Origin of the sequence: Prevotella corporis DSM 18810 = JCM 8529 (genome assembly GCF_000430525.1) — a bacterium.
Classification (GTDB): domain Bacteria; phylum Bacteroidota; class Bacteroidia; order Bacteroidales; family Bacteroidaceae; genus Prevotella; species Prevotella corporis.
Genome location: NZ_AUME01000020.1, coordinates 24,441 through 51,425, shown reverse-complemented (window position 1 = coordinate 51,425; position 26,985 = coordinate 24,441). Strand labels below are relative to the sequence as shown.

The window sequence follows — 26,985 nt, the reverse complement described above, 5'->3', positions numbered from 1 at the left end:
TAAAGCAATGGGAAGGGTAAAACTCTTGCCCGTGCGCAAATCCGTCCATCGTCTGCGACGAATTTTCAAGATCACCTTATGGCCTCGAATAGGGAAGTCGGTTATATTAACTGCTTCCATGAACCCCTTGGACTCGAAGGTGGCATTACCTGACAAAGTCTTGTCCATACGTTCGTCAAGACTAATATGAAACTCAGGTCCAACCTCGCAGACAGAAACGATAGTAAAATAATCTAATATTTGAGAAGGCAAAACAAGAGTTGCCAAGGTGCGTAACATTTTTTCTTCCATAATGCGAAGGTCGGAATTATTAAGATAAATAACAAATTATTCCCCCATTGATTTTCTACTGAGCCGAAATTATTTCGAATTACACAAGCAGCAGCGAGTTTTTTTTACCCTTCAGTCATTAATCATGAACTCCCTGATGTATCATGAACGAAGAAACCGATGTACATCTGTCTCTTTTTTATTATCTGTCGTAGTGATAAAACTCAAGAAAATTCAAAAAGTCTAAAGTAAATTAAGATGTAATATTCTTTTTTAAAAAAAAATATTACCTTTGCAAGGTTGAAATAAATTCCATCAACAGTGGAGGCCATACGATCTAAAAAAAGAAAAGCAAAATTTATGAAAGCGATGAGATATAAATTATTATTTGTCCTTGTTGTTTTATTCAACCTAACAGCATTGGCTCAAAACCCCGTGCATTTCAGTGTTCAGCAAAAACAAATATCACCCACCGAAGTTGATGTTATCTTCACTGGTAAGATAAATTCAGGTTGGCATGTCTATTCAACTGGACTGCCAGCTGATGGCCCTATATCAGCAACCATTACCACAGAAAAAGCTGAAGGAGCTCAAGCCGTGGGCAAATTATTGGCGCGGGGAAAGGAACTGAATGTTTTTGATAAGGTTTTTGGAATAAAACTCCGCTATTTTGAGAATAATGTCAGCTTTGTACAGCGTTATAAGATAACAGGGAAAACCTATAACATCAAAGGCTATCTGGAATATGGCGCTTGCAATGACGAGATGTGTCTCCCACCTACCGATGTAGAGTTCAGATTCAAGGGGAATGGTCCTGCCGATGCCCCCAAGACTGTTGAAACACCAGAGGAAGAAAAAAAAACTGAAGCAGACCAATTAGCCTCCCTCGCAGCACTTTCCGCTGCCACATCTGACACCTCAGCAACGAATGTAGGCGATTCAACCATCTCGGCAGACAGTATTGGGGCAGCAGCCAATGTCGAGACGGCTTCACCTTCTGACCTTTGGCGTCCCGTTGTTAAGGAGCTGCAGGCTTTCAATTCAGGACAAGACACCAAGAATAATTCTTTATGGTACATTTTCCTAATGGGTATCATTGGTGGGCTTGTCGCATTGGTGACTCCTTGTGTGTGGCCGATTATTCCTATGACGGTAAGTTTCTTTCTTAAGCGTGCAAAAGACGATAAAAAGAAGGGTATTCGCGATGCCGTCACCTACGGAATCTCAATCATTATAATTTATATGGCACTGGCTGCCATCATTACAGCATTGTTTGGACCTCAGAAGTTAAATGAGTTGGCTACAAATGCTCCATTCAATATTTTCTTTTTCTTATTGCTTCTTGTTTTTGCATTGAGCTTCTTCGGGTGGTTTGAGCTGACTTTGCCTTCATCCTGGGGTAATGCAGTGGACAATAAAGCGTCTTCAACTACTGGATTGCTTTCTATTTTCTTGATGGCATTTACCTTGTCATTGGTAAGCTTTTCTTGTACGGCACCTGTAGTAGGACTCCTTTTGGTTCAAGCGGCAACAAGTGGCGACTGGGTAGCACCGGCTGTTGGTATGTTCGGCTTTGCATTGGCACTGGCTCTGCCGTTCACGCTCTTTGCTTTGTTCCCGACATGGCTCAAACAAGCACCGAAATCGGGTTCATGGATGAATATTGTAAAGGTTGTTCTTGGCTTCATAGAATTGGCATTTGCTCTGAAATTCTTCTCTGTTGCTGACCTGGCTTATGGGTGGAGATTACTTGACAGGGAAACATTCCTCGCTTTATGGATTGTTATTTTTGGACTATTGGGCCTATATCTTATCGGAAAGTTGAAGTTTCCACACGATGATCCCGACCAAAAGGTTATGCCCGTCCCGTCTATCATGCTTGGAATGATTTCATTAGCCTTTACAGTGTATATGATTCCTGGGCTTTGGGGGGCGCCACTAAAGGCTATCAGTGCATTTGCACCACCAATGAATACGCAGGATTTCAATCTTCAGCCACAAAAAGTTCATGCAAAATTCACAAATTATGAAGAGGGTATGCGTGCAGCTGCCCAAGCTGGCAAACCTGTTCTGCTTGATTTCACTGGATTTGGCTGCGTGAACTGCCGAAAGATGGAAGGTTCTGTTTGGACAGATCCTGAAGTTGCGAAAAAGTTGAACGATGATTATGTGCTTATCTCCTTGTACGTGGACGATAAAACTCCTTTGAAAGAGCCAATCAAGGTTCAAAGACCTGATGGAACGAGTCGCACTTTGCGTACAATTGGTGACAAATGGAGTTATCTCCAGGAAACAAAGTTCGGCTATCTTGCTCAACCTTTCTATGTGACAATAGACAATCAAGGCAATCCGCTTAGTGGAAGTTTTGCACATAAAGAAGATATTCCGGCTTATCTCGACTTCCTTAACAAGGGTATAGATAATTACAAAAACAGGTAAATTACCCCCCTTAAGGCATAATAATCTGTAGATATTTTGGACAGCAAACTTTATTTCTGATGATAAAGTTTGTTGTTCTTTTATATTAGTAGTACTTTTGTACTGAAAAAACACATGAGCAACACACAAAAAGGATAAGAACCTTAATAATATAATAATGAAAAGCATTTTACGATTTACATTTTTTGTCGTGATGTTGAGCCTGAACTGCGGTCATGCCGCTGCAGACAAAATAACGTTCAACGCTACAATAGACAAATCGACTACCGCCGACAGTGTTATTACTAAAGGAGGAATTACTATTATGGCTACAGATGCGGATTTTAGCTGCAAGGACTACGAATCCTATAATTTCCATATCACAAGGAATTTTCATATATCTTCCACTGTTGGTAAAATAACGTCTATAGATTTTGGGAAAGATGACGTCAAAAAGCTTCCCTTTTTTTCTGAATCTAATTCATCGAAAGGAAAATGGAAGAAGTCTGGCTCTCCTCAAACCCCATATCTTTGGAATGGAGATCCAACTGAAGATTTTTACGCATTCGTTGACAAAGGAGGATTAATCAATAAAATTACTATCACTTACGACCCATCAACAGCTCCAACTTTGCCGTCAACAGTCACACTCAATATCTCCAATGTGGGATATTCGACATTATCTTCAGCATATCCATTAGATTTCTCATCAATTCAAGGTCTCGAAACCTATGCTGTTACTGAGTTTAATCAGAACAAAGCCAAAATACAAGTGCTCGACCTCGGTATCATACAAGCCAACACCGCCGTGCTCATTAAGGGTGCGCCGGGTGAATATAAAATACCAGTTGCTATTGGAAAGCCAAAGGCCATTGAAAGAAATTTGCTTTTGCCGACTTCTAATTGTGATGTGATGGGTAACGGAACTCAATATATCCTCACTTATAAAAAATCCAGTGTAGGATTCATAAGAGTCCGAAAAAACTCGAAAATTGCAAAGAACAGAGGCTATCTTGTCCTTGACGGCAATGAAATCTCTACTTCAAAGGAGTTTGTCGCAGTTGATGGCGCAACCTCTGACATCAAGCATGCAGAATATAACCATACCGACGATGATGCAACGGCTTATGACCTGACAGGGAAACCTATTGGCAGGCATGCCAAAGGAATTGTCATCATCAACAATAAGAAAATAATCAGACGGTAATTTATTCAAAAAACAAAATCTTAAGCGATGTCACGAAAACGCTATATTCAACCATTAATATTCAAAATTGGTATTCAGTCCGAAGGTTTGCTGGCGGACACCGAGCTTTCCAATCAATCTGGCGAAGAAGATGGAGCTAATGCCCTTTCGAAGTTTATAGACTTTGATGAATGCGAAGATAGATCATCTGATTACAATTACAATCTCTATCAATGATTACAACATCTCATATAACGAGGAACTGCCATAAAACAGCAGAGCCTCGTTGTATGAAGTGTAATAACTGATCATTATTTCATGGAAAATTAGCTAAAATTCCCTACCTAATCCTCTTTTTTCAAAGATATATCATGTATGTTTTCTGTCACAATTCAGTTGGCGTTGGGTGAAAGCTTCGTTAACCACAAAATTTGAATGGACTATCGTTGTTCATGACCATTCAAAAACAAATTTTTAGAAATCTTCTTGAATACAGTGATAGGTTACAAACCTGTTAAACTTTCAAGCATTAAACATAATTAACGTTATGGGGGGGGTAAAATTAACAAAACTTCATAACTTTGCACCTAATTTATGCTCGTAAGACATGTGCTGCTTTCTAAATAGACAAGTTTTCTATGTGTATCGGTCGTTAACACTTTGACAATAAGATTTGTTTTTAATGATACCAGAAATGGTAAGCTACTGTCTGAAAAGACATACATGCCTTGTGTAACGAATAAAAGCTAATAATTGAAAATATGAAGAAAAGTTATGTAAGTCCCAGTATTTTATTGCTTCCCATGCAAATTGGTCCCAATGCGGGTGTGAGCGGTGAAGACAATGGGGGTATGCAACCCATTGGTGCAAAGGAAGGGCCTTTTGAAGAGGAAGTCTTCGAAAGGAATGCAGGATTGGACGAATAGGTCTCCAATGCTGTATGTATGTTTTGAAACAGTAAAAAGATTTAAAGAAAATGCAATGAAAAATTTTACGAATACGAGGTCATATAAAATTCAATTGTGGCAACGCAGTTTGCTCATGCTCGTCATGATGCTCACCTTTGGTGTGGCGGCTTTTGCCCAGACCTATCCCTACAAAGTGTCAAAGATAGACATTGGTTGTGGAGCCACTGGAGGTTCGGTTACGCTAAGTGTGACAGGCACCAACAGCGAGAAGCCTAATGGATCAGCACAACTTCGTAAGCCAGGTAATAAAAATGATGTTATCACGGTTAATGGTGTGCCGCAGGGAGATGATGCCAATTTGACGCAGTCGACAACCGATCCTAACACGTGGACTAAAACATGGTTTAACCTTTCAGAGGGCACATACGACGTGTACTTCCAAACTACCAGCGGTAATAAACAAGAGTATGCTGGGCAGGTTGAGGTGAAGAAAATCAACGAAACGTATGTTTCGCCAACCATGACCTATACCCAATCGGATTCCTATTGCTCTATCAATGGCAGCAACAACGGTAGTGTTGAGGTAACGGTGAAAAATGGTTTAGGCCCTTTCCATTATACGGCTGAAATCACAAGTACAAATGGTACGGTGACAACCCAGACTTCGGGTAGCGATGCTATTGCCGCCCGTACTTGGAAAGTTACAAAACTCTCTCAAGGTGATAAGGTAAAGGTAACAGTGTCAGACACGCAAAATGGTGTATGCCCCACTACTCAAACATCGGTAAGTGTTGAAGGTATTACCATGGGACAGGCCCCTGCACCTAAATTATGGTGGAAAAAATATTCCAGAATGTATCTTGGTAACTGTCAATACCAAGACTATGTAGCTGTTGAGGTCTATGGCAGCACGAAGGAAGCCAGGGAAGAGCAAGCCGAAATGTTGAAAAACGGTGGCGTTAGAGTGGATGCGTGGTATCAGATCAAAGATGTCTTGAATCTTGAGTATGACGAGGCGAAAAGTACGTCAGACAATTCTTCCATTACCTTGGTGTTCAAGGCAACCCCAAAGGGAAACCGACCGCAAGATAAATGGCTTGTCAAGCAATACAAGCCTTTGTGTACGGGTGAAATGACAAATGGAAAAACCTTGTATGCAAAGGATATGAACCTTGGTAGTGATGGCGGAAACGATGAAAATTTCAGTGCACCGTTTAAACTGACTCCTATCTCCAACTACAATACGGATGAGAACTGTAACGTTCTCAGTAAAGAATTTAAAATTAAATATTCTACCACGGTGAGTGGCACCCATTACTACTTTCCTGAAGGAACCAAAGCAAAACTTCAGAAAAAGAATACAGAGACGGGCAACTGGGACGAGCTGCCTGTTGAAGTGCCGATGGGTGGAGGAACATTGTTTGAAAAAGATGAAAGAACCGTAGACGTTACTGATTATGGCCCCGGAACCTACCGCTTTGTTTATGATGACGGTTGCGACGTGGTAAACGTGACCAAGGAAGTAGAAGTGACACTGCCTAAAAACTTAGACATCAAAAGTGGTTCAACTTTATGGCCTTCGTGCAATTATGGTATTCATGGCAACACCGCAGGCACATGGATAGAAGTGTCAAAGAAATCCATGCAATATGGAGTGCATATAGAGCGAAAGGACGGTGCTACATCAACCACGTTCAAGACAACACCGTTCTTGAGCAATGTTGAATATGAGCATACCTTGTCTTTCCCTATTGATTTTAAGACCACGCCTCGCAATGGCTATCTCCAAATTTACGATTTGCCCGTTGGTGAGTATGTGATACGTATCAGTCGATGCGGCGAAATGTCCTCACCGATGAGTTTGACCATTGGCGAAAGCGACGTTATTAAATATCAGCCTCGCAACGACAGCGGTTATAAGAACGGTGTAAAGGTTCAGGCGGGTTGTGGAGACAATACGGTTGGCTTCGACTTTGGGTTAGGAAAATGTAATCACCTGTCACAAGTTTATTATAAATCGAATAGTCCGGGCTCTTCATATAATTCACCTGGAGATTTTGAGGAAGACACACCGATTAAAGTAAGTCCTTATCTTCCTAATTGGCAATTTGCCATTGGTATCAATGCGCAGACAGACGATCATGTGTATTCTCCTATCGAGCAAGCGTATGTTCCTAAACATTATGGTGCAGCTATTGGTGTGAACAACTTTGCTAACAAGACATTTGCTTTCCGTTTCAATCCTTCCAAGGGTGACGGTGCTTTCGAGGTGCAAGGTGCGATGTGTGATCTTAAAAATCCAAACTCTGGTCTTATCAGTGTGGGCATCAAGAAAGGATATGAAGCTACTTATCCTTTGCACTACGAAATTAAAAAAGCTACAGAGCAGAATGGTGTGGTAACTCCAGGTGAAGATGCTCGTGAGCCTGTGGATATCACCAATAACAGTGGCGAAAACGCTTCACTTCATGTGTTCAGTGGACTTGCAGAGGGTTGGTATCAAGTAATTGCACAATATAGTTATGGTAATGGTTGCCCTGCACAGGTGTCAAACGTTTATATCTCTCCTGTAGGAATTCCTGAAGTAGAAGCAGAGTGGGCAGAGAAATGCTATGGTCAGGGACTTGCTCCCAACCATTTGGAGTTACCCGTTTCTACATATATGTATGATGTGACATGGACTCGCAAAGACCTTGAAACGCAAGAAACGGTACAGGTGGGCACAGGTAATGCCATCGATGCCACTTTCCCCAAAGCTGGAAAGTATGAGTTCACTGTAGGTACCAAGTTCGCACAATCGATACCTACCTGTGCTGGCAGCTCTGGTGGCGAACGTAAGGTAATCATCACTGTAGGCGACTGCACGGGACCGATGGAGAAAAACCTATGGGTAGGTAATGAGGACACCAAGTTTGAGAATCAAAACAACTGGACGGTCAAAGTACCAGGAGATGGTGAGGACGTGGTATTTGCCACTGAGGCAAACAATGCCAATCCCAAGAATCCTGCACAGAAAGGCGCTGCCAAGAACGACTGCGTATTGCCAGAGGGCAAGGTGCTGACCATCGGAACACTGGAAAACCAGTCGGAAAAGGCACTTGTGGTATCGAAGAAAAGTAGTGTGGTGGTTTCTACTGCGTTAGTAGGTTACAATCAGCCAGGCGATGCCAAGAAGTTGGTGATCAAGACCGATGAGAAAGGAACAGATGCTGGCGGCTCGTTTGCTGTTTCGTTTGCCGACCCATGCAAATCTGAGGTATATGCAACGGTAGAACTCTATGGACGTGGACAGAAGATTGGCACCGACAAGATAAGGACTAAGGACAATCTTCAGGGCTCGCCAACCTACGGCCGCACGTTAATAGCAGAGCCTTACACATGGCAACAGATTGGTATTCCTGTGAAGGAAATGGTACCAAGCCCTGTATTCAAAGGTTCTTACCTGCAATACTATTCCGAGGCGAAGAACAGCCCGAAGCAGTATTACCAAAAGTGGAGCTGGATGACTAAGGACAATACGATGTCTCCATTCGTGGGCTATCAGTTGACACAGGACGCACCGAAGGTATATGCCCTAACAGGTAAGTTGAACCTGTGTGACCATAACTTAACGTTGACACGCCAGGCTGCTGAGGTGACTAAATCTACCTCAACCAACGTGGGCGAGAAGCACTGGGGATTGGGACAAAACATCTTTGCCAACTCTTACACGGCTGCCATCGATATTGCCCAACTTTCCTTCCCTGAAGAGGTTGATCCTACGGTGTATGTGTACCATACGGGTAGTTTCAACAATTGGTATGAAAACAAGTCGACGAATGGAACGCAAGATTTGAATGTGGCAGCAGGTGGCTACCTGGCTGTTCCAAAGAACACAGCAGCAACCATTGGTTACAAGTCGATACCTTCCATGCAGGGCTTCTTGCTGAAGTTCACCGACGCAGAGACCAAGGTGAGTGATGTTCCTGCAACAGTTACTATTCCTTACCAAAGTGTGGTAAAGAACGAACGGGCAGCCATGGCAAAACCTTTTGAGGTCATAACGACAGAGCCTGGAGCCGTACAGTTGATTTTGGAAAGCAGCAAGAGCAGCGATGTACTTTGGCTCATCGAGGCAGAAGGCACCACCGACCGCTACGACCGTGGTTGGGATGGTCGCAAACTGTTGACAAATGCACCTGCCAGTCTGTATGTACAAACCGTTGATGGACAGATGCAGGTGAACGCAACTGCCGACCTCACGCAGCAGCAAATTACTGTAGAGGGTAGCGACAGCGAGTTGTACACGTTGACCATCCGCAAGAAGAATCTACCACAATACGAGCATCTGAAGTTGGTTGACAATTCCGCACGTCAGTTGGTTGACTTGAGTGACGATGTAACATCTTACACTTACACAATGCGTCATACGGGTGTGGATAGCAATCGCTTTATGCTGGTAAACACTACGGCAACCTCTTTCGACAATTTGCCTACCGACATCCAAGGGGTAACGACGGCAACTTGGAATGTTCCCGCTGTTGTGTACACCGTATCGGGTGAACGGGTAGCAAATGTTCGTCAGCCTGAGGACCTGATGCGCCTCAAGTCACAATTGCCAAGTGGTGTGTATATCGTCTCAATGCAGATAGACGGTAAGACCGTGAATCAGAAGATGGTCATTCATCAATGATGACCTCAATAATAGCAATGTAAAGCGAAGGGTGACAGCTTAGTGCTTGTCACCCTTTGTTTTGCTTTTTTGTGGTACTGTATCCAACAATCGTTTCGTGGAACTCATGCCACATGTTTTCTTCAGGATAATGATGTTTATGAAGCTTTATGCCTTTGGCAAATGTACGGGAATAACATTTGTCGACAGTATCCCGCACACATACGGCAAGGGGCTGCTTTCATGATGAAAGCAGCCCCTTGCCGTTGTTACAATCTGAGTAATCACTGACGAATAAGGTTTCTTCCAGCATCAATTCGCAAAAAGATGAACAGAAGCAAGGTGAATCCCCACAAAGAAGAACCTCCATAACTGAAGAACGGGAGTGGGATTCCGATGACAGGTGTCAATCCAAGAACCATCCCCACATTGATAAAGACATGGAAAAGGAAAATTCCAGCCACGCAATACCCATAAACTCGCCCAAACTTGAACGGCTGCCGCTCAGCAACGTACATCAACCGCAATATCAAAGCCAAGAAAAGGAAGAGCACTGCAGCCGAGCCAAGGAAGCCTTCCTCCTCGCCCACTGTACAGAAAATAAAGTCGGTGTCTTGCTCTGGTACGAAATTGAGCTTTGTCTGCGTTCCATTCAAGAACCCCTTGCCTCGCAAACCGCCAGAGCCTATGGCTATCTCGCTCTGATGGACGTTATATCCCGCACCCGCCAAGTCCTCCTCAAGTCCTAATAGTACATTGATACGCACTCGCTGGTGGGGCTGCATAACATCGTTCAACACATAATCGGCTGAATAGAAGAAAGCTATCGAACCAATGGTGAAGAGCGCTATAAAAAGATAGTTGCTAAAAAATGACGTCAGGGAATTATAAACAAGGTAGCCGATGATACCCGCTGACAAGACAAGCTGTACCCACACGACATCGAAGGGAATGACAAATTCAGAGAAAAGCAATGCCGAAAGGGTGACAACCAAAACAAAGGCCAACATTTTCGGGGCTTTGTCCTTGTTCTGTGTATATATCCACACCATACCAATGCTGAACAGCTGAACCAGTAACAAGACAAAAAATTTGCCCACTGACGTCGGAGTATTCCACAACATCAACCCTTCATACTTTACTCCAACTACAAAATAAACAATCATGGCTATCCCTGTAAAGAGAATTGAGCCGGGCATTCCCTCGCGGTAAAACATGAGGAAGAACGAGAGATAAACCAAAGCCGAACCCGTCTCACTCTGTCCGACGATACAAATCATCGGCAAAAGGATGATTCCACAGGCCGTGGCAAAATGCTTCCAATTATGAATTGTAAATCCGTATGATGACATGAACTTGGAAATGGCCAATGCCGTGGCAAATTTGGCGAACTCAGCTGGTTGAAGCCTCAAGGGTCCTAAAACAATCCACGATCGTGAGCCTTTTATGGAGTGAGGATTGAAAATCGTTGCAAAGAGCAGCAGTACTAACAATCCATAGATGACGTAGGCAAAAGTATCATAGAGACGGTCGTCCATCATCAGAAGCACGAAGCCCAAACAGATGGATGTGCCAATCCAAATGACCTGCATGCCGGAACGTGTGCCCAGAGAAAAGATGTCTGTATCACCATAGGTGTAACTCGCCCCGCAAACACTCACCCATCCGAAAACAAGAAGGGAAAGATAAATGCCTACCGTCCACCAGTCTAATGAACGGATGACACCTGGTTGTTTGTTTGCATGGTAATTGTTTGCCACTATCTTTGCACTTTATTTAATGTAAATGTTTCGTTAGTTTTTGTTTGGAATGGACGAACGTTCTTTCTTCTTACCGCCGTCGGTCTTGTCTTTACTCTTGTTCCGTTCTTTTTCGTCCGTTTTCAGTTTAACCTCGTCATCCATGCGGATTATTGGATCGTTGAGTGGCTGTTTTTCCTTCTCTTTTTTCTCAGCCTCTCTCTTCGCTTCTCGTTCCTTTTGCTCCTGCGCACGGGTCTGCCGTTGTTTATGAGCCTCAAGCTTCAATGAGTCTTTGATATGATTGACGCGCTTGATTGAATCCAGACGTAGCGAATCGGCAATACTCAAAGAGCGTTTGAATGGATAGCTGATGTGACGCTTCTGTATCTCATTGGCTTTGCGTGCGTCGCTTTCCGTCAGTTTGCCATTAATGTATTGTTCAATCATCAACGAACCAATTGGCACACCAAAGACAGCTCCAAAACCTCCGTTCTCAACATAGACAGCAATAGCAATTTTCGGAGTATCTATTGGTGCGAAGCCCATGAACACCGAGTGGTCTTTTCCACGGTTCTGGGCCGTTCCTGTCTTGCCGGCAAGCGTATAACCTGGATGCACGGCGTGGGCGCATGTTCCTCCTCTGACAGATGATGCCATACCGGCAATGACCTCCTGATATGAGCGAAGGCTACCTTTCGTTCGGTGTTTCTCCATGAATTTCTTGTCAAGGTTCATTCCTTGGATTTTCCTGACGACATGAGGCGTAATGTAATATCCGCGGTTGGCTATTGTTGCTCCAAGATTAGCTATCTGCAGCGGGGTAAGATTAACCTCTCCCTGACCAATGGAAATAGAAATAACGGTCAATGGATTCCATTTGCCGAAGGCATTGTCGTAGAAATGTGCATTGGGAATCATTCCACGCTTCTCCCCTGGCAAGTCAATGCCCAGCTTATAGCCAAAGCCCATTGACACCATGTAGTCGCGCCATGTATCCATAGCAACTTCAAGAGTCCTGTATTTCTGCCTGTTCGACAACATGTGGTAGAGCCCCCAGCAGAAATAGGCATTGCAAGAGGTGCTCAGGGCTGGAACAATGGAGATGGGAGAGGCATGTCCATGACAGCCTACATGAAGTCCTCTGAAAGAAAAGCCGTGCGGACAAGGATATTTTGTTGAGTCATTGACGATTCCTTCTGTAAAAAAGGTCACGGCTTGGCTTGTCTTGAATGTCGAACCAGGAGGATATTGCCCCATGATTGCCCTATTCAGTAGAGGCTTCGCTGGATCAAGAGTAAGCTTCTGCTGATTCTTACCGCGCAGTTTGCCAATCATCTCTCGCGGATCGAAAGTGGGCGATGACACCATTGCCAATATTTGGCCTGTTTTCGGCTCAATTGCCACTACCGCCCCCAACTTCCCTTCCATTAAACGCTCACCAAGCACTTGTAAGTCGGCATCGAGTCCTAACTGAATATCACGTCCAGGACGAGGCTTTTGGTCATATTTACCTTCCTGATAACGACCTTTTATTCGGCCATGAGCATCGCGAAGAAGAATCTGCACTCCTTTTTGTCCACGTAATGACTTTTCATACTCACGCTCAATTCCCATCTTTCCAATGTAATCGCCTGGCTGATAGTAGTCGTCTTCCTCAACATCACTCTGGCTTACTTCGGCCACATCGCCCAAAACGTGTCCGGCTATAGGTCGATGATATTGTCGTATGCTACGTTTCTGAATGTAAAATCCCGGAAAACGATAGAGTTTTTCTTGGAACGCACTGAATTCTTTATCACTCAACTGGCTCATGAAGAGTTGTTGGGTAAACCTTGAATAACCAGGATTCTTATTGGGGTCCTTAATTTCATTCATCCGCTGAATGAAGAACTGTTTGGTGATATTCAAAGCCCTACAGAAATCCATTGTGTCAAGTCGGTCCTTTTCCTCATTCATGACTACCATGATGTCATAAGCCGGCTGGTTATAGACGAGTAATTTTCCTTTTCTGTCGGTGATTATTCCTCGCGAGGGAAATTCAATCTTCTTGAGAAAAGCATTGGAATCGGCCCTCTTTCTATAGTCATCGCTCGCAATCTGCAATGCAAACAAACGAATTACGTAAATAACGATAATCGCTATTGCAACACCGCTGAGCACCATTCGACGTTTTTCCAAATCAAAGTTCTTCATGAGCGGTTCCTTACATGTTCTACAACTAAAATAAGGAATAAAGTCAACAACGTACTTCCAAAAACACAAGCAAGCCATTCCAGAACATTGAAGAAGCTGAACATCTCCAAAGTATAAAAAGAAACATTGTAAACCAGGGTAAGAATGGTGGCATACCAGAAATATTGCATGTAACCTAACGAGCTAATACTTGGGCGAAGGTCTTCAGCACTGTCACGAGGAATAAACGGTCGAAATACAAAGGGCTGCAAGGCGGCTATCAATGTCATAGAGCCAGCTGCCACACCAGGAGTATTAGAGAAAGTATCAATGAAAAATCCCATGAAAAAACCACACAGCATCATGGCCCATTGTGGATAATTACGCCTGTAAAGCAAGACAAAATAGATATAAAGCAATGGTGTGGCGACACCAAACAAATGTATGTGATTAAGCACAAACACTTGAGCCAATACCAATACTATGAACCACACTGAGTTCTTTAGAAATTCTATAGTCATCTCTTACTTCAAATGCACATTCACCATCGGCCCGTTAGTGAGCCTCGAAAATCTTTCCCAGAATTAATCTGACTGGCTGATGCCATCACCCATCTTCTTTAAAGAATCCTGAGCAGCTACCATCATCTCCCGTTGTTGACGAATAGAGGCATCATCAATAACACACACGTCGCGAAGATTGCCGAAATCAGTTGAAAGTTGTATTGCCAAACGGTAGGAAAGTCCGTCATCCGAATTATAAACATGTCGCACTTTTCCCACCAAAACGCCCTCAGGGAAGATGGAAGAATACCCACTGGTCACAACCCTATCGCCTAATTTGAAGCGTGCATGGCGTGGCACATCATCCAAATAAGCCATGTCGGTTGCACCCCCAGTCCAATGCAGATAACCGAAATAACTGCGGCCCAGTATGGCACAACTGATGTTGGATTTGGCATTCAACACTGGAATTACAACCGAATAATGGATACCGACTAGATACACCGTGCCGACAACTCCGTTTCCGCAAACCACACCCATGTCTCGGCGAACCCCGTCCCAGCTTCCCTTGTTAATTGTGATGAAATTCTCTGACTTGTTCAAAGAGTTAGACACCACTTTAGCCTGAATCAACTTGAAAGGAGACAAGAATCGATACTGCCCTTTTTTCAAATACTTAGGGTCTCGCGTATGCTCATAGAGTTTCTTCGACAATTCATTAATCTGCTGTTCGAGTTCAACATTTCTCAGAGTCAGTTCCTCGTTCGTTTTGCCCATCGTCAGGAATGAGCCCACTTTTGAGCTAATATCATAGGCCTTGCCAGCCACAATGTTAGCAGATGTGAACCACACGCTCCCTTGATAGTTGTTAAAACGGAACAACAATACGAGACTGGCTACTTCTAATAGAACGAAAAGGAACCAGTGCTTGTACTTTGAAAGAAACTCCGCCAGATTGTGCATGCCAATACTTAGTGGATAACCAAGCACCGACTATTGAAATGACGACAGACACCCCAATCGTCAATGCGAATTATCCCTTGTTTATCTCATTAAGAATGAAAAACGATCAACGTTGTTCAATGCAATGCCTGCACCCTTGGCAACACTGTGCAACGGATCTTCGGCAATATGGAACGGAATATTTATCTTGTCGGTCAGTCGTTTGTCGATACCACGCAGCAAGGCGCCACCACCACTGAGATAGATTCCGTTTTGAACAATATCAGCATACAACTCAGGTGGTGTGCTCTCCAATGCCGACAGGACAGCGTTCTCAATCTTAGCTACCGTCTTGTCCAAGCAATGGGCAATTTCCTGATAACATACTGGAACTTCCATTGGAAGTGCAGTAATTCTGTTCGGCCCATGAACGACGTAATCCTCTGGAGCCTCCTCGCCTAAATCAGTCAATGCCGATCCCACGTGTACCTTGATTCGCTCGGCCATTCTTTCGCTGACTTTTACATTGTGCTGACGGCTCATATATTCCTGAATATCGGCAGTCAGGTCATCACCGGCTACTCGAATGGAGTTATTGCAAACAATTCCTCCCAATGAGATAACAGCAATTTCAGTACTACCACCGCCAATATCGACAATCATGTTGCCCTCCGGCGCCTCAACGTCAAGTCCCATGCCAAGCGCAGCTGCCATTGGCTCAAAAATCAAATAGACATCCCTACCGTCGGCATGTTCAGCAGAGTCGCGAACAGCGCGAAGCTCAACTTCAGTAGAACCTGAAGGTACGCCGATTACCATTCGCAACGAAGGAGTGAACAGACGATTTCCGCTGTGCACCATCTTGATGAGTCCACGCATCATCTGCTCGCAAGCCGTAAAATCTGCTATCACACCATCACGAAGCGGTCTGATGGTACGGATATTAGGATGCTCCTTCTCGTACATCATCTTGGCATCACCTCCCACTGCAATCATCTTGTCCGTGCGACGGTCAAGCGCAACCACAGAAGGTTCATCTACAACGATTTTGTCATCACTGATAATAATCGTGTTGGCTGTTCCCAGGTCCATTGCTATCTCCTGGATAAATGAAAAAAATCCCATTCTTTATAATTTGATAATAAGTGTCGAATCGAATTAAACCCGATCAACAGGTAAATGATTAATACTATCTCTCAATGCCATTCCCTAAGGAATAGTAATTCTTACCTTGCGAACCAGTTGTGAATAGCTGTGTCATACTGACTGCTCACCCCAAAGGCACGCTCTGCAAACATCTTGCGATCCTCAAAATCAGTCATGGCACCCTTAGTGTTCAACAACTGAAGCAGTACTGGATACTCGGCTTTGCTTGGTACAATGACAACATCGTTGAAATTCTTCGCACCGGCACGAATAAGGGAAATGCCACCGATATCAATCTTTTCGATGATGTCCTGCTCACTGGCGCCACTGGCAACCGTCTGTTCAAACGGATAAAGGTCAACAATAACCAAGTCAATCTCAGGAATATCATACTCCCTCATCTGCTTCTGGTCGCCCTCGAAATTGCGACGCGCAAGAATTCCACCGAAAATCTTCGGATGTAAGGTCTTTACCCGACCACCCAAAATAGAGGGATAGGTTGTCACATCCTCAACTTTCTGACATTCATAGCCCAAGGACTCGATAAACTGTTGCGTGCCTCCAGTACTAAGGAACTTAACGCCCTCTTTGTTCAGCTTTTCCAACAGGGCATCCAACCCATCCTTGTGGAAAACAGAAATGAGTGCAGTCTTGATTTGTTTTGTACTTGCCATTGTAAGAGATATTTAGATTTGATGTGCAAAGTTACAAAAACCAAACGACTAAACAATATTTTTAGTTCAAAAAAACTAAAATATGCCCTCATTATTGTCTGATATCAATTTCGCTGATAATTCACCTATTGAAGAGCGAACTTGCGAATAAGGATTATCTTTGCAAACATCCCATCTATTCGCTCACGAAAAGAAGCACGACAACACAGCTATGAAACATCAGTTTGAATAGCCAATTCCGTCGAGTATTCCTTGTATTTCCTTACCGAACACTAATATATTATCGAGCGCCCCATCTTTCGCACCCTGAACCATATACTTGGCACACTGCCCCTCTAATCTTCCTATCTCCTCCCGTTCAGAAGCCGTGTAGTCGTGTTTTGAAATCCGCTTGCGTATCTTGACAAACCTGTCGGCAGCTCCACGCCACTCCCTGACCGTATAGTTGCGGCTGTTATCTCTGAGATCATAAGACAACCTCTGTAAGTCGTTGATTGCCGCTTGCTTTGTGGAGCAAGAATCCAACATGAGTGCCGGCATCAAGATGACAAAGCTCATGGATATTTTCTTTAAGTATTGCATATCCAATAAAAATTAGTCGGGTTCTATAAATTAGCCTTGTCAAATTTTGTTTACTTTTCAAATTCAATGTGCCTACAAACGAACGAGTGCAGCGGCCTATGCGACCGAATGCGCTCACACATCAAACTGAAAAGAAAAGAAAAGCCAACAAGACGTAACCCACATTCCATTTATGACTTGTTACGGTGGTAATTTATAGAACCCACCTTTCATTAACACTCCCTTATCATGGCAAAAATAGAAAATTATCTGAACCTATCCAACTTTTTTTCTGTTAACTTTTTGCAATTTATGTCTTTTCCCTATCTTTGCAACATGAATTTCACTCATACAATCCTCCATTGGTTCGCCGAAAATGGGCGCAATCTCCCGTGGCGCGAGACAACAGATCCCTACGCAATCTGGCTGAGCGAAGTCATATTGCAACAGACACGCGTTGCTCAAGGCCAAGCCTATTGGGAACGATTTATCGCCCGTTGGCCTCACGTGTCCGCCCTTGCCCATGCAAGCGAGGACGAGGTGTTGCGCGAATGGCAGGGACTGGGCTATTACTCACGTGCCCGCAATCTCCATGCGGCAGCCAAACAGATTGTCGAAAGAGGTTCATTTCCCAAGACTTTCAATGAAATAAAGATGTTGAAGGGTGTAGGCGATTATACTGCCGCAGCCATTGCCTCCATTTCGTTCAACGAGCCAATTGCTGTGGTTGATGGTAATGTCTATCGCGTACTGTCAAGATACTTCGGTATTGGAACTCCGATAGACTCGACAACGGGGAAAAAGGAGTTCAAGACCATGGCACAAGAGCTTATAGACAAGCGACAACCTGCGACATTCAACCAAGCGATCATGGATTTCGGAGCAATCCAATGCACTCCCTCAGCTCCCCGATGCGACAGCTGCCCACTGCTCGAAACATGCGTGGCTTTCAGAACTCACAAAACTGAATTGCTGCCTGTGAAGAGTAAGAAAATAAAACTAAGGGAGCGCCATTTCACTTACATCTACACGAAGAACGGAGATGAGATCGCCATCCGGAGACGAGGAAAGCGAGACATCTGGCAAGGGCTGTGGGAATTTCCTACCACCAAAGATATCACATTGCCCACGGAAGCCAAGCTCCTGAAATCGAAAGTCAAGCACGTACTCACCCATCAGATAATCTTCGCCGACTTTTACTTATGGAACACGGAAATCCGCCCAGAAAACTTGCCGGGAGACTTCATTTGGATAAAAGAGAATCAGCTCGACGGCTATGCCCTGCCCAAACTGATTGAAAATCTTCTCAAATCACTGTCACAGTAAGACATAACCAGCCGATCGACTATTCTTTGCCTTTCTTTCCAAACTCAGGGTCTATCTTCAACAAAGACGCAACCAAGAATGGGAATACGCATGACACCATGACAATCACGAAAAACCAATCGTAGCCTACCCAGTCTGCCAATGCTCCAGCAAAGAAACCCGGCAACATCATCGACAGCGCCATAAATCCCGTACAAAGGGCGTAATGACTGGTTTTGTGGTCACCCTGACTGAAATAAATCATAAAGAGCATGTAGGCACTGAATCCGAAACCATAGCCGAAATTCTCGATAAAGATGGCCAGACTGATGGCAAAAAGACTTGTAGGCATCACAAAACCGAGATAAACATATGCCATATTCGGCAGCGTGATGGCAATGGTCATCGGCCAAAGCCACTTTTTCAGTCCGCCTTCACTGGCTACCAGTCCACCAAGAATGCCTCCCAAAAGCAACCCCACGACACCCACCGTTCCGTTCACCATACCAAAGGCCTCAAGTGACAACTGCAAACCACCGACATGTTTTGGCGCTTGCAGGAAAAGAGGCGACACAGGATTGAGCAATGCCTCTGGAAAACGGAAAAGAAGCATAAAGGCGATGGCCACCCAAATCTGTTTCTTCTCGAAAAAGGTGACGAATGTGGCTCCGAACTCCCTCAACAGACTTGTGGCGTCTAAGCCTCCGCGCTCCGAATCCTCTGCTGGTTTGGGCAAAATGAAGTTATGATAGAGCGACATACCGATGAAGAGAGCCGCTAAAGCATAGAAAATCAACGCCCACGACATCTGAATGTTCATCGTTTCCTGCAAGAGTCCAGCCAAAGCCACCAGACCTCCTTTGCCCACAATCCACGATACACGGAAGAACGTGGAGCGGATTCCCACGAAGAATGCCTGCTCGTGCTGCTTAAGGCCCAACATATAGAAGCCGTCAGCACCGACATCGTGGGTGGCACTTGAGAAAGCCAACAGCCAGAAGAAGCAAATTGACCCTTGTAGCCACCAAGAAGTATTGACCGTGAAAGCGACACCGGCAAACGCCGCACCTAACAACGTCTGCATAGCGACAATCCACCATCGCTTCGTTTTCAGCAAATCGAGGAACGGACTCCACAAGGGCTTTATCACCCACGGAAGATAGAACCACGAAGTGTAGAATGTTATCTCAGCATCGGTCAACCCCATCTGCCGATACAATACGAGGGAAAGCAAGGTCACCGCCACATTGGGTAATCCCTCAACGAAATAAAGCGTTGGCACCCATGCCCAAGGCGATGTATTATAATTTGATTTCAATGTTCCGTTTATTAATTTGGTTCATCATTATGCTGTGCCGCGAAAGCGCAACGCTTGCAAAGATAAAGAAAAAAGCTCAAACAACGTTCATTCCATCCCACAAAATAGCCTAAGAATCTGTCAGGCAGTCTGCATCCGTTGGCCCGCAACGGTCCGAAAAGTACGGAAAAGAAAAAACTTGACAAAACAGCCTCGGCAGACAACTTAATAAACAGCTGATTTACAAGCAAATATATTTTACCTTCAAAAAGCTCATCTTTGACCGTGTGAAACCTTACCTTTCGCAATACCATAGCTTACCAACGACAACATAAAAGCCAAGTTATCGTAAGCTAATGATGAAAATTCTTGACAAGATAATGGCATTATTAAAGAAAATATAAATATTATCAACTATTTAATCCATTAAATTTTCAATTGTCAAGGGAAAAACTTAACTTTACGGACAAATAGCAAAATTAGAGGACATTATGTACACACAAGAACAAGGATTATACATTGCACATGGGACCAATGGTCCAATCGTGATGAACGGAAAGATGGCGAATCGTCATGGCCTCATCGCCGGTGCGACAGGTACAGGTAAGACCGTGAGCCTTCAGGTGATTGCAGAGTCGTTCTGCCAAGCAGGAGTACCTTGCTTCATGGCCGACATGAAGGGCGACCTATCAGGTATCAGCCAAGTGGGCAAACTTTCAGACTTCATCGAGAAGCGCATGACCGAGTTCGGCATTGCCTCACCACAGTTCCAGTCATGTCCGGTGCGTTTCTTCGATGTGTTTGGCGAGCAGGGGCATCCCATGCGCGCAACAGTTTCGGAGATGGGCCCCGAACTTCTCACCCGCCTATTGGAGCTTAACGAAACCCAAGCAGGTGTCCTCAATATTGTTTTCCGGGTGGCCGATGAACGGGGACTACTCATTCTCGACATGAAAGACCTCCGTTCCATGCTCGACTACGTGGGGAGTCATGCAGGCGAATATACCACAAAGTACGGCAACATCTCGACAGCCTCCATCGGAGCCATACAGAGAGCCTTGCTCACGTTGGAAGGACAAGGAGCCGACAAGTTCTTTGGCGAACCGTCATTCGACATCAACGATCTGCTGCAAACCGAGGGTGGTAAGGGTATCATGAACGTTTTGGCCGCCGACAAACTGATGATGCAGCCCAAACTTTATTCCACTTTCCTATTGTGGCTGATGTCGGAGCTATACACCTCGCTGCCGGAAGTGGGCGACCAGCCTCTGCCAAAGCTGGTTTTCTTCTTCGACGAGGCCCACATGCTGTTCAAGGGAACATCCAAGGCACTCACTGACAAGATAGAACAGGTCATCAAGCTGATCCGTAGCAAGGGCGTGGGCATCTACTTCATCACGCAGAGTCCCACTGACATTCCATTGAACATTCTCGGACAGTTGGGTAACAGGCTTCAGCATGCGCTCCGGGCCTACACCCCAAAAGACCAGAAAGCTGTGAAGGCTGCCGCCGAAACATTCCGCGAGAACCCAGCTTTCAAGACCGACGAGGCCATTATGAACCTCGAAACCGGTGAGGCTCTTGTGTCATTCCTCGATGAGAAGGGTGCCCCACAGATTGCCGAACGGGCCAAGGTGCTGTTCCCGTTGAGTCAGATTGGCGCCATCACCGATGACCAGCGAAAGGAGATCATACAACATTCCAATGTTGCGGGGAAGTACGACAATCCAGTGGATCGCGAAAGTGCTTACGAGCAACTCCTGAAAATGGAGCAACAGGTTGCCACGCAGCAGAATGAGAAGAATATAGAGAAAACAGAGCAGGCAACAACGCAGAAGAAAGGCTCGTCGGTCATCGGTAAAATATTGAAGTCCATCCTGACTGCCATCACCGCAACGCTGGCGACGGTTTTGGGGACAGCTATTTCAAACAAAGTGACGGGCAAGAAGTCGCGTTCCACCACAAGCGCCACTGGAAGAGTCGTGAAGAACGCCACTTCCGCCGCTACCCGCACCATGACACGTGAGCTAACTCGGAGCATATTGGGCAACTTGATAAAATAATTAGACAGCAAACCATCATGAAAGACTGGGCCAGCAAACCTATTTTATAGAAATATCGGATTCGGTGGCTGGCCTGTCTTTTCCGTGTTTCTGAAAAGTCATGGCCCGTCATACCGTTGACAGGAAATGGAAAGATGCCGAATAAAAACAAGAAGGCACAAAGAAAAGGAAGGCTGTCACGACGTTTCGCATAACTGAAACTGATCAGAGCCATGTTGAATAAGAAAGCCTGCGGTCATGACTGCCTGCAGGCTTTCTCCTTTACATTCAGTATATATCCTTTCTTATAGACAACCTCAATGGCCAGTCGCTCATCCGACCTAATGGCCTGGCGCAGGTAACTTATCTGAACGTTCAGTGCCATGGAGTTCGAATAGGAGTCATCGCCCCACGCTGCAAGCAAAATCTGCTCGCGTGGTACGATTCTATTGGGCGAATCGCTCAGAATCTTGAAGATTTCGGCTTGCCTTGAGGTGAGCATCACTCGTTCGGACTCATGCTGAAGCTCATTCATGCTGTACCTGAAATCAGTATCGCCGATACGTAGCACATCTTCGGCGGCATTAGGCTCAACGGGTTGTTTCATCTCGAATATCATATTTTTCATGAACTCATGACGCATGGCGTCGATTCGTTTCTGAATCATGATGGTTTTAATCTGATAATAGAGACAAAAAGCCAAAACGAGCAAGAGCAAAAGCGACGCACCCAACTGCCACGTCAAGGTCTTTATAATTGTATTGACGGGGATTGGAATGGCGAAGGTGACAGCCTCCTTCCTCAAAGGATTGCTGCAATAAGCTACTTTCAGCATCTTTCTCAATCCTGTTGTTACCTCATATTGCGGCAACATCACAACACCCTCCTTGCGAATGGTCCTGAAATCCCTCATGCCGGCATAGCCCTTGCTTGCCATCACCGAATCAATGGTCTGTGCTTGGATGGGCTTGAAGCAGGCAATTATGTATCGGTCAAGAATCATCGACAACTCATCATTGCTCAATCCTTTCACCCTGATGAAATAACGGGTATTGTCTCCCAACGTGTAAGTGACGTCAAGTATTCGGTTCGACTCGTTGGCATTTTTATTTACGGACTTCGATGCAATCCTGATCTTGTTGAACCGATTGTCTTTTTCTGTTTCCTTCATGCGCCTGACCTCCCTGATTCCTTGCTCGTCCTTGATGGCCGTGGTGCATTCTCTCTTCATTTGTTCTGCCAACATATCGCCGGCATATTGGTATTGGGAATAAATCCAGTAGGCTTGCCCTACGAAAATGAGCAAGATGGTGGTGACACTGAGATACCAAACTATTTTTATTCGCTTGTCCATTAGATTTAATTGTTTCGACAAAGATAAACCATTTTCATCAGATAAATAGCTATAGTAAGAATTTAGTAAGAAAAATAATGGCTGGAAGTAAGAAACGGATAAGAAAAAGAGACGGTTTCATCGATGGTTAGCGATAACTTTGCCCGAAAACAAATACAAATGATTATGAAAAGAATTATCTCCAGTATCGTCTTGTGTGGACTGTCGGTATGCAGTTGGGCACAGTCGGCCATGTCACCGGGGGAGTCTTTCAGCTCAACCAGTGAGCCAATAGACCGGATTAGGTACGAAATTTTGTACGACTTGAGACAAGTCTATGACCGAACGCCCGGCAACAATAAAAGCATTAGCGAGCGAATGCTCCTTCAAGTGGGCGACAGCTCATCGGCTTTCTTCAGCTATCTTGCGTTCCAAGTTGACTCAGTCATTTTCGCTATGTCCGACAAGGAGGGGTCGTTTGAGATAAATGCGATTCCAAAAGTGAGCTGGCAATATTATAAGAACTATCCCACGGTAGGAAAATCCATGTTCCTTGACAAGGTGGCGATGAGCGGATTTGCCGTCGAAGAGCAGATGAACACTCCCGATTGGACATTGATTGCCGACAGTTCGAAAGCCATTTTGGGGTACGACTGTCGATTGGCGGTGGCAAACTTCAAGGGTCGAACGTGGTATGCTTGGTATGCGGAGAACATTCCCATTGATAATGGGCCGTGGAAGCTGCAGGGACTTCCGGGACTGGTACTCTCCGCCAACGATTCAGACAATGAATTCGTGTTCAAGGCTGTGGGACTGAAGAATGTTCAGGGAGGCGCCGCCATCGTTTACAAAGGAAAAGACTTTGAATTAATCAGCCGAAAAGCATTAAACAAAGTGTATAAGCAGTATTTTTCCGATCCAATCGGATACACGCTGATGATTTATCCCGCCTCGGTGCGCAACTCCATCACAATAACCGATGGCAACGGGAACGCTCTCAAGCACTCGAAAGCCAAACCGTACAACTTGATTGAGTGGTAGGAAAGGGAAGCTACAGCCTCAATTCGAACAGTAGCAGAGCGTTGCTTATCAAACGAAGACGCCCGTTAGGCTCACAAAACTATTGGCACATGAAACGATTCATTTTGTTGATCATCGCATTTCTCGCAGTCCTTGCGGTACAGGCACAGTTACTTATCACCGGAGTGGTTGAAGATTCGACTACGAATAAAGCCGTGAAGGGTGCATCGGTAACGCTGGTAAGGCATGGAAAGCCACTGAAATTTACCAGAACCGACCAACAGGGACAGTTCAGAATCAGTGTTGAGGGATTAGAGGCGGACGACTCGTTGCTGGTCAGCAGTCTCGGATATGCCAAGACCAAAGCAAAGATTGCTGAAAGAGGTGCGACCAAGGTGCTGATGACGGAAGAGGCCTTTGAGCTGAACGAAGTGACCGTAAAGGGCAGAAGGATTCTCGGCAGACAGGACACAACTGTCTATGACCTCACGAGATTTGCCAACGAGCGCGACAATTCGCTGAAGGATGTTTTGAGAAAGCTGCCCGGTGTGGAGGTCGGCGATGGCGGAGAGCTGAAGGTTAACGGGAAGGCGCTCAGCCGATTCACCGTAGAGGGATTGGACCTGACTGGTGGACGCTACAACCAACTGGAGGAGAACATCAAGGCAAAGGATGTGAAGAATGCAGAAATCATCAACCATGACCAACCCATCAAGGCTTTAGAGGGCAAGGTTCTGACCGATGCAGTGGCAATGAACATCGTGCTGAAGGACGACACGCGCGACAAACTCCTCTCCACCTTGCGTCCTCATCTGCTTGTCGGCAAGCCCACACATCCGGGAGGCTCTGCCAATATTCTCCAGATTGGAAAGAACAGGCAATGGATGTACGGACTGGCTTACGACAGAACGGGCCGCGACTTATCGACAGGGATGAACGTTCTGACATCGTCGGGAAGAGCACAGTCGCAAGCCACGTTGCCACAGTGGTTCTCCACGCCTTCCATCTATACCCCGATTGATGCCGAGCGACTGCGGTTCAACACTTCGCAGCGGTATGGAGCAAGCAGAATACAGAAGCTGAGGAACGATGGCGAACTGCGATTTACGGCCAACTACCTACGGACAGTGGAGCGACAGGAGACCATGAATGAGTCGGTCTATGACTTCGGAGCGCCCATTCCCACGACAACAAGTCAAAAACAGCACCTCACTCTGAGGCACGACCTTCTGACCTCAGAAATTGAGCACAAAGTCAACACGCAAACGACATACGGAAAGGACGTACTTGAAGTTTCGGCAAGTCAGGTGGATGCCTTGTCCGTCATGAACGATTCGCTGACCCAGCGCATCAGAACTCCGCAAATCGACGTGGCTGGAAGCCTCTACCGCCTTTTCACCGTCGGCAAGGGGCAGCTGTCGGTGCAGACGGGCATCGACTTCCATCACTCCAATCCCGACCTTTACATCAACGATGGAAAGACGCGCCTTAAGACCAATCTATGGCATTTGGCACTGTCGGCCGGCTGGCTGCGCAAGCGCCTCTACCTGACACAACAGTACTCTGCCGGCATTGACGTCCAAAACCTGAATACGATGGGCAACAACACCAAACTGTCGGCCTATCTGACACCGTTCTTTCAATACGAAAGAGGCAAGCTGCAGGCTGCCATCACTCCCCGACTGTCCTTTGAGCGCCTCACACACCAGCAAAGGTCTTTCCTACTCTGGCAACCTTCCATCTACCTGAAATGGAAGGCTGGACGGAGAAGCGAATGGACACTGACCGGCAGCTACAGCGAACTGACGGGGCAGATGAGCAGCTTTGCCTTGAGCCGATATCAGCAGAATTACCGCACTTTCTATGAAAACGAGGGGCTGATGCCCCAGACGTCGGGACTGTTCGCTACACTGGACTATGTTTACAAACGACCTATCAAAGAGTTTTTCTTCAATTCCAACATGACGATGGGACGGAATTGGCGAAACACCATCACCGACTTTACGATTGCCGACGGCAAATATTATCTATCGATGAGAGAACACGACACGCAAAATGACTATTGGCAGGCCGAGGCATCGGTGTCGAAAGGGTTCTACGACCTACACCTAAAGACACGGCTCGGCGGTAGTTTCATTTACGCTAACGGACAACAGCTGGCGGATGGCAACCTGTTGAAATACCACTCACGCACCTACGACCTGATGCCCAACATCGAATTTTCGCCGGCATGGGGAGCGCTCAGCTATCAAGGCCGTTTCAGCTGGAGCAACACCTCTGCGATGACCACGCTGTTTGGCTGGAAACATAGCCTGTCGCTCACCTCCACTTTCGGGGCAATAGACCTGACCTGCGCCATGACACATTATCGCAACGAACTGCAACAAGGCAATTCTGTCAACACTTTGCTGGCCGACGCTAAAGCGGTATGGCGCATGGAGAAGATTCGCATCTCACTGTATCTGACCAACTTGTTCAATAAAAAGGAATACATCGTCAGCCAAATAACAGGAATAAGCTCATCAACCGACTATTACCACCTAAGAGGGTGCGAGATTCTGCTGAGCCTACAGTATTCGCTTTAAATGGATTCCATGAATAAGCCTTTCTGGATTTTACACTTCTTGCTGAACAAATAATGTAAGGGAGCAAAGGAACGTAATGGACAAAAGGGCTGAGCGAACCTACACTTTGAGTCGAAAGGAATGCAAAAGAAGAAAAGACGCAACGCACGATGATTCCACTTGCAATTGCGTTGGTGATTTATAGAACACACCTTTGGAAAGAAACAGACGCTTCGCAGTGAGCTTAGGGC

General features: G+C 45.4%; 19 protein-coding genes and 1 pseudogene. 10 read left to right on the top strand and 10 right to left on the bottom strand.

What is annotated here, in order from left to right:
• Positions 1-291 (bottom strand): ISAon1 family transposase N-terminal region protein (locus H515_RS0105270; RefSeq protein WP_028901676.1); only part of this gene is annotated, 291 nt, incomplete at its 3' end.
• A gap of 348 nt (positions 292-639) precedes the next feature.
• Between H515_RS0105270 and H515_RS0105265 the strand changes: the two genes are divergently transcribed.
• From H515_RS0105265 to H515_RS15030, 6 genes and pseudogenes are all read left to right on the top strand, one after another.
• Positions 640-2,709: a protein-disulfide reductase DsbD family protein gene (locus H515_RS0105265; RefSeq protein ID WP_028901675.1), complete on the top strand. Its 2,070-nt coding sequence runs from the start codon at positions 640-642 to the stop codon at positions 2,707-2,709.
• 157 nt (positions 2,710-2,866) lie between these two features.
• A complete protein-coding gene (locus H515_RS0105260; protein WP_154653651.1) occupies positions 2,867-3,895 on the top strand; it encodes a hypothetical protein in 1,029 nt (342 codons plus the stop codon).
• Positions 3,896-3,922: 27 nt separating this feature from the next.
• Positions 3,923-4,111, top strand: coding sequence for a hypothetical protein (locus H515_RS0105255; protein WP_025876092.1), 189 nt, complete (start codon positions 3,923-3,925; stop codon positions 4,109-4,111).
• A gap of 524 nt (positions 4,112-4,635) precedes the next feature.
• Positions 4,636-4,800: a hypothetical protein gene (locus H515_RS14485; RefSeq protein WP_154653650.1), complete on the top strand. Its 165-nt coding sequence runs from the start codon at positions 4,636-4,638 to the stop codon at positions 4,798-4,800.
• Between the two features lie 55 nt (positions 4,801-4,855).
• Entirely contained in the window at positions 4,856-9,454 is a 4,599-nt protein-coding gene (locus tag H515_RS0105245; RefSeq protein WP_028901674.1) for a T9SS type A sorting domain-containing protein, read from the top strand.
• A gap of 67 nt (positions 9,455-9,521) precedes the next feature.
• Positions 9,522-9,644 (top strand): annotated as a pseudogene (locus H515_RS15030) (IS982 family transposase); the annotation flags it as partial.
• Between the two features lie 73 nt (positions 9,645-9,717).
• Here H515_RS15030 and rodA read toward each other — a convergent pair.
• The 7 genes from rodA to H515_RS0105210 form a co-directional block, all read right to left on the bottom strand.
• Positions 9,718-11,193: a rod shape-determining protein RodA gene (gene rodA, locus H515_RS0105240; RefSeq protein ID WP_025876094.1), complete on the bottom strand. Its 1,476-nt coding sequence runs from the start codon at positions 11,191-11,193 to the stop codon at positions 9,718-9,720.
• Between the two features lie 33 nt (positions 11,194-11,226).
• Positions 11,227-13,368, bottom strand: coding sequence for a penicillin-binding protein 2 (gene mrdA / locus H515_RS0105235; RefSeq protein WP_025876096.1), 2,142 nt, complete (start codon positions 13,366-13,368; stop codon positions 11,227-11,229).
• On the bottom strand, positions 13,365-13,868 hold the full coding sequence (gene mreD / locus H515_RS0105230) for a rod shape-determining protein MreD (RefSeq protein WP_025876098.1): 504 nt from the start codon (positions 13,866-13,868) through the stop codon (positions 13,365-13,367). Before mreD ends, mrdA begins: the two co-directional genes overlap by 4 nt.
• A gap of 63 nt (positions 13,869-13,931) precedes the next feature.
• Positions 13,932-14,813 (bottom strand): rod shape-determining protein MreC, encoded by an 882-nt coding sequence (gene mreC / locus H515_RS0105225; protein WP_025876100.1) that lies wholly within the window; start codon positions 14,811-14,813, stop codon positions 13,932-13,934.
• A gap of 81 nt (positions 14,814-14,894) precedes the next feature.
• A complete protein-coding gene (locus tag H515_RS0105220; RefSeq protein WP_025876102.1) occupies positions 14,895-15,917 on the bottom strand; it encodes a rod shape-determining protein in 1,023 nt (340 codons plus the stop codon).
• 101 nt (positions 15,918-16,018) lie between these two features.
• Positions 16,019-16,612, bottom strand: a complete 594-nt coding sequence (locus tag H515_RS0105215; protein ID WP_025876104.1) for an IMP cyclohydrolase — start codon at positions 16,610-16,612, stop codon at positions 16,019-16,021.
• Between the two features lie 219 nt (positions 16,613-16,831).
• Positions 16,832-17,194 (bottom strand): hypothetical protein, encoded by a 363-nt coding sequence (locus tag H515_RS0105210; RefSeq protein ID WP_025876106.1) that lies wholly within the window; start codon positions 17,192-17,194, stop codon positions 16,832-16,834.
• 315 nt (positions 17,195-17,509) lie between these two features.
• On the opposite strand from H515_RS0105210, the gene mutY reads away from it, so the two are divergent.
• Positions 17,510-18,499 carry an A/G-specific adenine glycosylase gene (gene mutY / locus H515_RS0105205; protein ID WP_025876107.1) on the top strand — a complete coding sequence of 330 codons (990 nt, stop codon included), beginning with the start codon at positions 17,510-17,512 and terminating at the stop codon, positions 18,497-18,499.
• Positions 18,500-18,518: 19 nt separating this feature from the next.
• On the opposite strand, the gene H515_RS0105200 is transcribed toward mutY, so the two are convergent.
• On the bottom strand, positions 18,519-19,796 hold the full coding sequence (locus tag H515_RS0105200) for an MFS transporter (protein ID WP_028901672.1): 1,278 nt from the start codon (positions 19,794-19,796) through the stop codon (positions 18,519-18,521).
• Positions 19,797-20,266: 470 nt separating this feature from the next.
• Between H515_RS0105200 and H515_RS0105190 the strand changes: the two genes are divergently transcribed.
• Positions 20,267-21,838: a helicase HerA-like domain-containing protein gene (locus H515_RS0105190; RefSeq protein ID WP_028901671.1), complete on the top strand. Its 1,572-nt coding sequence runs from the start codon at positions 20,267-20,269 to the stop codon at positions 21,836-21,838.
• Between the two features lie 235 nt (positions 21,839-22,073).
• Here H515_RS0105190 and H515_RS0105185 read toward each other — a convergent pair whose 3' ends face one another.
• The gene (locus tag H515_RS0105185) at positions 22,074-23,171 is read right to left on the bottom strand and encodes a winged helix-turn-helix domain-containing protein (RefSeq protein ID WP_025876112.1); all 1,098 of its coding nucleotides are present in this window, start codon (positions 23,169-23,171) and stop codon (positions 22,074-22,076) included.
• A gap of 165 nt (positions 23,172-23,336) precedes the next feature.
• Between H515_RS0105185 and H515_RS13025 the strand changes: the two genes are divergently transcribed.
• Both H515_RS13025 and H515_RS0105175 read left to right on the top strand, forming a co-directional pair.
• Entirely contained in the window at positions 23,337-24,191 is an 855-nt protein-coding gene (locus H515_RS13025; protein ID WP_161625399.1) for a GLPGLI family protein, read from the top strand.
• Between the two features lie 89 nt (positions 24,192-24,280).
• Complete coding sequence (locus tag H515_RS0105175) at positions 24,281-26,755, top strand: carboxypeptidase-like regulatory domain-containing protein (RefSeq protein ID WP_051274671.1); 2,475 nt, start codon at positions 24,281-24,283, stop codon at positions 26,753-26,755.
• Positions 26,756-26,985 lie beyond the last annotated feature (230 nt).